The organism is Bacillus sp. 103mf (genome assembly GCF_900116295.1).
Lineage (GTDB): Bacteria > Bacillota > Bacilli > Bacillales > Bacillaceae_G > Bacillus_A > Bacillus_A bruguierae.
Window position 1 is genome coordinate 1 of sequence record NZ_FPAF01000035.1, and the last position, 9639, is coordinate 9639.

7 protein-coding genes are annotated in these 9639 nt (G+C 31.5%); 4 read left to right on the top strand and 3 right to left on the bottom strand.

The annotated features are described in order from the left end of the window. Together BM350_RS25580 and BM350_RS25585 are read left to right on the top strand one after the other, a co-directional pair. Positions 1–2683, top strand: a 2683-nt coding sequence (locus tag BM350_RS25580) for a non-ribosomal peptide synthetase (protein ID WP_139232938.1), incomplete at its 5' end; no start/stop codon positions are given. 80 nt (positions 2684–2763) lie between these two features. Continuing rightward, a complete protein-coding gene (locus tag BM350_RS25585; protein ID WP_090920444.1) occupies positions 2764–4077 on the top strand; it encodes an MFS transporter in 1314 nt (437 codons plus the stop codon). Between the two features lie 260 nt (positions 4078–4337). On the opposite strand, the gene BM350_RS25590 is transcribed toward BM350_RS25585, so the two are convergent. From BM350_RS25590 to BM350_RS25600, 3 genes are read right to left on the bottom strand one after another with little or no spacing between them, the layout of a single operon-like run. Next, positions 4338–5039: a DUF4097 family beta strand repeat-containing protein gene (locus BM350_RS25590; RefSeq protein WP_090920448.1), complete on the bottom strand. Its 702-nt coding sequence runs from the start codon at positions 5037–5039 to the stop codon at positions 4338–4340. A gap of 30 nt (positions 5040–5069) precedes the next feature. Continuing rightward, complete coding sequence (locus BM350_RS25595; RefSeq protein ID WP_090920451.1) at positions 5070–6002, bottom strand: ABC transporter permease; 933 nt, start codon at positions 6000–6002, stop codon at positions 5070–5072. After that, positions 5995–6912, bottom strand: a complete 918-nt coding sequence (locus tag BM350_RS25600) for an ABC transporter ATP-binding protein (protein ID WP_090920454.1) — start codon at positions 6910–6912, stop codon at positions 5995–5997. Before BM350_RS25600 ends, BM350_RS25595 begins: the two co-directional genes overlap by 8 nt. A gap of 187 nt (positions 6913–7099) precedes the next feature. Here BM350_RS25600 and BM350_RS25605 point away from each other — a divergent pair, with 187 nt between their 5' ends. Beyond that, positions 7100–8881 (top strand): helix-turn-helix transcriptional regulator, encoded by a 1782-nt coding sequence (locus tag BM350_RS25605; RefSeq protein WP_090920457.1) that lies wholly within the window; start codon positions 7100–7102, stop codon positions 8879–8881. A 437-nt stretch (positions 8882–9318) separates the two neighbouring features. After that, a partial coding sequence (locus BM350_RS25610; RefSeq protein WP_139232939.1) for a helix-turn-helix domain-containing protein occupies positions 9319–9639 on the top strand: 321 nt, incomplete at its 3' end.

A 9639-nucleotide genomic window follows, 5' to 3' on the forward strand; every position in this document is an offset into this window, starting at 1 on the left:
TGTTATTACACAAGCCATTGAAGAAAACAAAGTGACAGCTATTCACTTTGTACCGTCTATGTTAAATGCATTTTTAGAGTATGTGAAAGAAAGTGATGTAGCACAAAATTTAACAAGTGTACAACATGTATTTACAAGTGGAGAAGCGTTGATGCCAGAACATGTAAAACGATTTAATAGTTTATGGCATGCAGCATGTGGAACCACGTTGCATAATTTGTATGGACCAACTGAGGCAACAGTAGAGGTTTCATACTATGATTGTCCAACTGAAAATGAATGTGTACCAGATTCAATTCCAATCGGTCAACCAATTGATAATGTTCGCTTATATATTTTGGATCGCTGTAACCAGCTTGTACCAATTGGTGTTCCGGGTGAATTACACATCGCAGGGGATTGCCTCGCGAGAGGGTATTTGAACCGGGAAGAATTAACGCAAAAAGCTTTCGTAGAGGATCCGTTTGTTGAAGGGGAAAAAATGTACAAAACAGGCGACCTTGTACGATGGAAAGAAAACGGACAAATTGAATACCTAGGACGTATTGATCATCAAGTGAAAATCAGGGGATATCGTATCGAACTAGGTGAAATCGAACAAACACTATTACAACATGAGATGATTCAAGAGGCTGTGGTAGTTGCGAGATTTAACGAAGCTAAAGAATTAATTTTATGTGGATATATAGTACACAAAGGTAATTTTAATGAAGATAAATTGAGAAATTATATGAATGAACAATTACCTAGTTACATGATTCCTGCGTTTTTAATTTCTATAGATGAAATGCCTTTAAATGCGAGTGGAAAAGCAGATAGAAAAGAATTAATGAGTAGAGAGCTGCCGACCAATGAAGAGGAATCCAATGAAGAACCAGTTACTGAGTTGGAGGCAGAGCTACATGAAATTTGGACAGAAATACTAGGTTTAAAAAGAATTGGTGTAAAGAGCAGTTTCTTTAATCTAGGTGGAAATTCCTTAACAGCTATTAAACTAATTTCTAGACTTCAAAACTTAGGTAAGAAAGTGAAGCTAAGTGATATTTTTGAACATCATACAATAAGAAGTTTAGCTCAGCACCTGCTTGGTAATGATACAACTGATCGAATTCAATATTTGAATCATTTTGAACAAGTTGAACAGTTAATTGAAGAAAAATTCTTTGTTAAGTGTAAGATGAGTCAATTAACGATAGAGGATAATACATTAAATATTTTAACAGTAGAGGACCAACAACATGTAAGGCTAGAAGAATTGCAAGATGCAATAGATAAAAATTGTCATCCATCTGTTCAACCACATTATATTCTTATGGGTAAAGAGCAAAAATTGCCTAATAAAAACTTAGAAGCAGATGTGATGAAAAAAGAATGGAAGGAAAAAATAGAGAATTTGTTTACAGAGTTCTCAGATTCTGTACTTTCTATGGAGTCAGAAAGTGTAAGAGCAATTGTGCCTTCTCAATGCTATCACATTAATCAAACTGATATTTCTGGAACAGTAATGAAGTTTGAGCAGTATATGGATGTAGAAAATTTAAAGAAAGCTATATTAAAAGTCATAAGAGAACAGGATTTAATGAGAAGTAAGCTTATTAAAAAAGATAATGAATATATGTGGGAAACAGTACAGTGCCCAGAAGATATACTATTACCGTTTCTAGATATATCTGAATTTAGTTTTTCTAAAAAACAAGAGTTAATGGATCAAATAATTTGGCCGTATTTTTATAAGAAATATGATCAAGATTCATTACAATATAGAATGATCTTAGTGAAAGAGAGTTTAAAAGATTATTTACTTATCCTACCATTTTCTCATTCGATTTTTGACTTTATGAGTGGTGAAATTATAAAGAACAAAATTGAACGATATTATAATTACTACCATAGAGGAAGTGTAGAAAATTGGACTAAAGATAATAGTTATTGGGATTATAATGAACAAATTATGCTGGGACCAATAGAGATTAGTGATGCCGAAATTGTAGAGAAATATAAGCTTAAGCAATTTAGTGAAGGTCAGAAAGCTATTTCTAATTTTGTAATTGATAATAAAAAAATAGGTGGAAACACTACGATTAAATTGGGAATGGAAATTAACAAGCTAAATGAAAAATATGGCGATGAAAGTAAACTTGAAGTGCCGTTTAATATGTTAGTTAATTTCTGTCATAAGTATTTTAATATTACCCATGCTCCAATTTTGATTGCGAACTATGCTAGAACTTTTAGGAATAAAAAGTATTTTAATGTAATCGGTGAGTTTGTAGATTATATTCCAATTGTTGTATCAGAAGGAATGGATTTAATAACGAGTGGAAAGAAAATTAAAGAAAATATTGAGTTGGCGGTTTCAAAAAATATTAGTTTTGCTAACTTAATTTTCAATGAAAAGATGCAAGAAGATTATTCAATGTCAAGGGAATATCTTAAAGAATCATTGCAAGAGATTCCAATTGTTTTTAACTTCTTAGGCGAAATACGTAATGAACAAAAAATATTACAGTCTGTTGATTTACAAGAAGCTAATGTAAAGGATAGAAATAGAATTATTTGTGAAGTTTGGTATGAGGAAGACATGGTTTATGTAGCACTGACAATACCGTATGTAGAATCGAAAGAATTACTTGAACAATATTTAGTAGATACTCCAGAAAATTCATTTTTACAAAATGTGTAAATAAATGTAGTGATCTTCTGAAATAGTAAAGGAGTTTAGGTACTTCTTTACTATTTCAGTTTTATTTGAAAGGAGATACTATGAGTAATACAAGTGTACTACATCAACCGAGAGTCGAATCTTTGAATATGCTTATTTTTACAGTTACACGTTTTCTTTCAGAAATGGGAAGTTCAATATTTAAATTTGCACTAAGCCTATATGTTTTAGATGTAACTGGATCACCTACTGCCTTTTCGATGGTTTTAGGTTTTTCTATTATACCTGGAATATTGGTTAATATTTTTGCAGGTGTATATATTGATAAACATGATAAGAAGAAAATAATTATATTTTCAGAGGTTTTTAGTGGATTACTGCTACTAATTTTCTTTGGAGCTTTTAAGTTTTTTAGCCTAGACATTGTTAGTGTCACAATTTTCACTGTATTATTAAGCTTAATTCAAGCATTTTGTTTTTTAACATTAAACGCTTCTATTGCAAACATTGTGAATAATGATAAGGTAGCTAGTGTTAATTCGTCGTATCAAACGATTGGAGCTGTAATTAATGTTGTAGGACCGATATTAGGTGCGGTTATTTATAGATTAATTGATCTAGAAATGATCGTATTAATCTATGGCATAGTAGTTATCTTGTCCGGTTTTTTTCAAGTATTTTTGAAATTTAAGCGTAAAACGATGGTTGAAGAGAACAAAAGTTATACAGAAAGCTTTAAGGAAGTATATAGATATATTAATAAACAAACGGCTGTGAAATACTTATTAGTGGCATTCTTTACAATTAACTTTGTTCTGACACCTCTTTTACAAGTTGTTTTACCATATGTAATTTATCAAAAGTTAGACCTTTCTGGACAAGGATTATCTATTATTCAATCTTCTTACTTTGTTGGGATTATTATAGGTGCGTTATTAGTTTCAAGAAAAAAAATTATGCAAGCTGTCATAGATAAGATATTTATTTTGTTTCAAATACAAGCACTACTTTTTATGATGTGGTGTTTTCCAAATTTCTTATCACAAGATTTTTTAAACATAACGTTACTTATTATTGTAATTTATTGCATTATCATTTCTACAACAGGAATCTTTAATGCTTTAGCGAATATACCAATGACTTCACATATACAAATTCACACACCTGAAAATATTAGAGCTAGTTTTTTTGGTGTAGTTAGTTCTATTACAAGCATATGTACACCAATAGGCATGTGGTTATATGGAATATTGTTAGAGGGTATCGATTGGTTTTATATTCCGATCACATCTGGTGTTATCGTTTTGATGGTTGGTTTTTTGGCAAATAGAAATGAAGAAGTAAAAAGCTATTTTAGTAAGGAAACATTAGAACAAGATATAGGCTTAAAACATGAAAAGGTAACTTCACATTAAACTACGCTAGCGTAAGGATAATAAAGTACTATATATATCCAAGTTAAAAAGACGACATAAAAACCCCTTTCTTTTAGAGGAGGACGAGAGCATCCACATGCGAGGTTTAAAACAAAGGGAGGGAGAAAGTGCAGATCATGTTGTATTGCTACATAGCAACGATTTATATGTCGAAAAATTAAAATGGAATTAATTAAACCAACCGCATTATACTGAAAATGCGGTTGGTTTAATTAATTTTCATATCAATAAGTCGAAAGTTATTTATTGAATGTTACTTTCCCTTTAACACCATCCACTTTTATCTTATCATTTTTAGCACCTAAAATCGTAACATTTTTTTCAATACCATTGATATCGGCTGAACCATCACCAATCTTAGCCCGTACTGATCCATCAATATCTTTAATAACAACAGCCCCGTTATTATTGTCAACATTAATATCAGATGACACACTGGAAATATTAACTTTTCCATCCCTATTTGTTACACTTACAGTCCCTTTAACATTGGAAATGTCTATATTTCCATTAACATTAAGTATGTTTATATCTGAATCCAGTTTAGAAACTTTAATATCTCCGTCTCTATGGTTGTCTTTAAATTCTACTTTTACATTTTTAGGTACCGAGAGTTTAACATCAACCCAAGTTTCACTATTACTAAAGAATTGCCCGTCAAAAGATGTATTTAAGTGGGCAACTCCATTTTTCTCTGAAAGATCTAGCTTTAATTTGTCCATGCTAATTCCTTTTGCTTTTGCATTAATAGAAGCTACTATTTTATCCGATGTAGAGTTTGTTGAAATATCAATATTACCATTACGATTATCTAATGTTAGTGTTTTAACATTAGAGGCTGGTAGTTCCAGTTTTTGTTCTTTTGTTTCACTTTCAGAACTTGAACAGCCAGTAAGAATTAAAGGGATTAACGCACAGAAAGTAATTAATTTTTGTTTCATTTTGCTTTCCTCCAGTCTTTAATAAAAAATTTAAACGACATCTCTTTTTACAAAAATCGGATAAGAAACTAGATGCATGATGAATATATGAATTAAGATTAATATTAAAGCAAAACTTAAGGTCATTCCCTCTACAGGTGGACTCTCATATATAAAATTCGATAGATCTGTATTAGAGAAGATAAAATACTGTGTCCAGCTGAAACCTTTTAATGAAATGCTCATAACAAAACCTGCAATTGTTATTAAAAGAGAAAACACGATCGAGAATGTTGAACTTTTAAATGCAGCTGAAATCATAAATGCTAAAGTCGCAACAATAAGTAAGAAAGGAATTTTAAAGAGTAAGCTACCAATTAGTGCCTGAAGGACACTTGTTTTTTGAACGACTTGATCTTTGACAAATAAGTAGTCACCGTTTATGCCATCAAATCCTAACAGAATACCACTAAATATAATTGAAAGAATAAATGTGATTCCGACTAGAAAAAGTCCAAATAATAAAGTCGAAATATATTTAGAAAAATATATTTCTGTACGAGTAGCAGTTCGAGTTAATAGAAATTTAATGGTTCCTGACTGAAACTCACTTGCCACACTTTCACCAGCTATTATTAAGGTAAGAATAGAAATCGCTACTAAAAAGTTTGTACTTTGTCCGATTGTAAAGAACCATGCATTGTTTTCTGGTTTTATATTATTGTCAATGTAATACTTATTTAGTAAAAACTTTTTTTCATTTTCGAGTATTTCCACAGGTAATGTTTTAGATTCTTTTTCAACTTTAAGTAATTCATTTTCTTCTATAAGGGAAGTTTTCCAATCATCTCCATAGTTAACATGATGAGAAAATTTCACATTTAGAAATTGGACTAAAATAAATAGAACCATAACCCCTATCATGACCCAAGTTCTTTTACGTTTAAAAGTTTTCATGTTTTCATTTTTTATTAGATTAAGCATTACGTAGTTCATCTCCTGTCATTTCGATAAATTTATCCTCTAGAGTGGCTTTCATAGTTTGAACACCGTAAACATTTACTCCACTTCTTGCTAACGTATCACTAATTTCTGGTATACGTTCTTTACTAATTTTAATATTGATCATATTTTGGTTTGTTACAATTTCAGCTCCTACTAATAACTTTTGAAGTACTGGAATAGCTAAATCTGTTCGATCTACTTCAAATTGAACGTGACTTACCTTTTCTTTTGTAATATCTTTAATGTCATGTAAGCCCACCATATTGCCCTTATCAATAATAGCTATACGGTCACACATCATTTCCATTTCAGCCATTTGGTGACTTGATACAACAATTGCCACATTTTCAACTTTAGCTAGCTTTTTTAAATGAAGCCTTAAATCACGAATACCTTTAGGATCAAGCCCATTTGTAGGTTCATCTAGTAGTAGAAGTGAAGGCTTGTGTACTAAAACAATCGCAAGGGCGAGCCGTTGTTTCATTCCTAAAGAGTAAGTCGAAACTTTATTATGAATACTTTTCTCCAAACCAACTAAAGATACAACCTCATTTAATCGTTCGTTTGGGACATTGGGCGTCATGCGAGAGAAATGAAGAAGATTATCATAGCCAGATAGAAATTTGTACAAATCAGGGTTTTCAACAATTACTCCTACATGTCTCATCGCTCCTTTAAAATCTTTATCTACATTTTTTCCATTGATTTCAACTGTTCCACTAGATTTTGAAATTAATCCAACTATCATTCTAATTGTAGTGGTTTTTCCAGCTCCGTTTGGACCGAGGAGTCCAAGTATTTCTCCTTCGTTCACATCAAATGACAATTGATTGACAAGTGTTTTTTTTCCGACTTTTTTAGTTAAATTGTTTACTTGCAAGATACTCACTTTTTTCATCTCCTTATTCATTTTCATTTTCAATTCAATAGTATGAGTCGTGTTCTTGGTATCAACGTATCAAAATTAATGTAATAAAGTACAGTGACAAAATGTAATAACCTTGCTATGATAAAAATATAATGATGTAAAATATATACATTAAGTAGAAGCTTTTTAGTAGGAGGTGCTTATACAGTTGATTTCCGTACAAAATAAATTACTTTGGCAGCATTGGCCAATTGTATTCATTCGTATCTTTTGGATTGCGGCGGTTACGATTTTAACGTATCAAGATAATCCTACATTTCCTTTTGAAATTGTTTTTGGTATGACTTTAATACTGTATGTCATACCTGTAATATTATATAAAATTCGATATGAACTATATTTATTGGCTGAGATAATATTAGTGGGAGGGCTTTCGCTTTATCTTGCATATACTTATCATTTAGCACAGTTTTTTTCTCCTGCAATTTTAACATTGGCATTTTTTTGTCGGGGAAAAGCTAATTTCTATATATTGCCTTTAACAATTATCGTTTATATATTCGGAGTTTTCTTGAATTCTGATTATCAATTAAATCACTTGCCTGTAAATATATTTGACGTTCTTTTCATTTATGGTATTGGACATGTGTTACAGAGAATTGTTTTTTCTATGGATTCAATTAAACAAAAACTCGAATTAATTAAAGAGAAGAATGCAATTTTAGAACAATATTCTTCACAAGTTGAAAGAATGACCCTACTTGAGGAAAGATGTAGAATGGCAAGGGAATTACATGATACTGTTGGTTATAAATTTACGTCAGTTATATTAAGTATGGAAACATTAAAACCTCACTTAACTACTGAAGAAGGGAAGAAAAAATTACAAGATATATTAGATATGTCACGATCTGGCTTAGAGAGTATTCGAAGACAAATTCATGAAATGGATCCATTAGAAGAAGTAAATTTAGATGTATCTTTACTTAATATTATAGAAGAATTTAGAAGCAATACACACGTTGATGTTATTTTTCGAACAATTGGAGAGCAGTATACGATAGCGAAAAAAGTTAAAATGACTTTTTGTCGTTGTTTACAAGAGGCAATGACAAATGCAACTAGGCACGGAGAAGCAGAATCGATACAAGTTCTTTTACAATATCATAAAAGTCATGTCATGCTTCAGGTACAAGATAATGGTAAAGGAATAGAATATATCCAAGAGGGATTTGGCTTATCTGGAATGAGAAATCGTTTAAATGAATATCAAGGAAGCTTGTACATAGACTCTCAAAAGAATGTTGGCACCATTGTAACTTGTGTAATTCCAAGTTTAAATATAGAGAAGACCCCTACTCAAGATGAAATAAATATACTAATAGTAGATGATCAATCTATGGTTTTAGATAGCTTACAACTTTTATTGACTGAATATACTGGTTTTCATGTTACAGTTGCGAATAGTGGAAGACAAGCTTTAGAAAAATGTGAAGTAAATCAACCAGATATTGTTCTTATGGACGTACAAATGCCTGACATGAATGGGATTATAACGACAGAAGAAATTAAGAGGAAATGGCCAAATATTAAAGTTATTATGGTGACGACTTTTGAAGAATCTTCCAGTGTTTCTGAAGCCCTTAAAGCAGGGGCTGAAGGATATGTACTTAAATCTGCCCCGCCTAAAGAATTAGTAGCGGCAATTAGATTAGTAAATTCAGGAGGGACCATGTTGTCTCAAGGTGTTGCGAATCGTTTGTTTAATGAATATGGCTCAATACCGAAAAAGTATCCTTATGAATTGACGCGACGTGAAATTGAGGTCTTAGGTGCTCTTAAAGAGGGCCTTCGATATAAAGAAATTTCCCAAAAATTGTTTTTATCTGAAGGGACTGTAAGGAATTATGCTTCTTCTATATATATGAAGCTTAAAGTTTCAGGAAGAAGTGAAGCTGTAAAAAAAGCAGATGAGGAAGCTTTATTATAAATAATACGGATAATTTACTAGAATAGTTACATACACTACTATATAAATACAAATTAAAAAATCGACAGAAAAACCGTCTTTCTTTTTAGGCGGGCGAGAGCAGCTGGCCATGCATAGAAGCGGTCATGTTGTATTCTACATAGCAGCATTATATGGCGAAAAATTAAAATAGATATATATAGAATATACAAGTCAATCAAGAGCGTTCTTTTTTGTTGTTACTTTAACAAAATTCCAACAGAAGTCCCCTTCCTCAAGCACGTGCAGGGCATAGCCCAAGTGGTAGGGAGGGGATGAATGTTGGTCGTGCATAGCACGAAATTTCTCTTTCCTTTTTATGTAACATCATGTATGTTAGTACTAGAAACAAAACAGAACGTATATTCTGTTTTGTGTATGGGAATCTGAAACCCTACAACAAAAAAAAGAGGTAGGTGATGACAATGTTGCTCAGCCAAAAGTATGAAATTTTTCCAACTCAAGAACAAAAAGAAATGTTAGAACGTTGGTTACAATATTGTCGTCAAACTTATAACTCTGCTCTTTTAGATAAACAAAGAAAATATAAAGAAAATAAACAATCGTATACACGCTCTGATATGCAAAAACAACAAACAATCGATAAAAAGAGATATCCTTTTCTAAAAGAAGTGCCATCACAGCCCTTACAAGAAGTATTTTTACGACTGAAAAAGGCATATGATGGCTTTTTTCGTGGGGATGCCAACTATCCAAAAATGAAAAAGTGTAAAGAATAT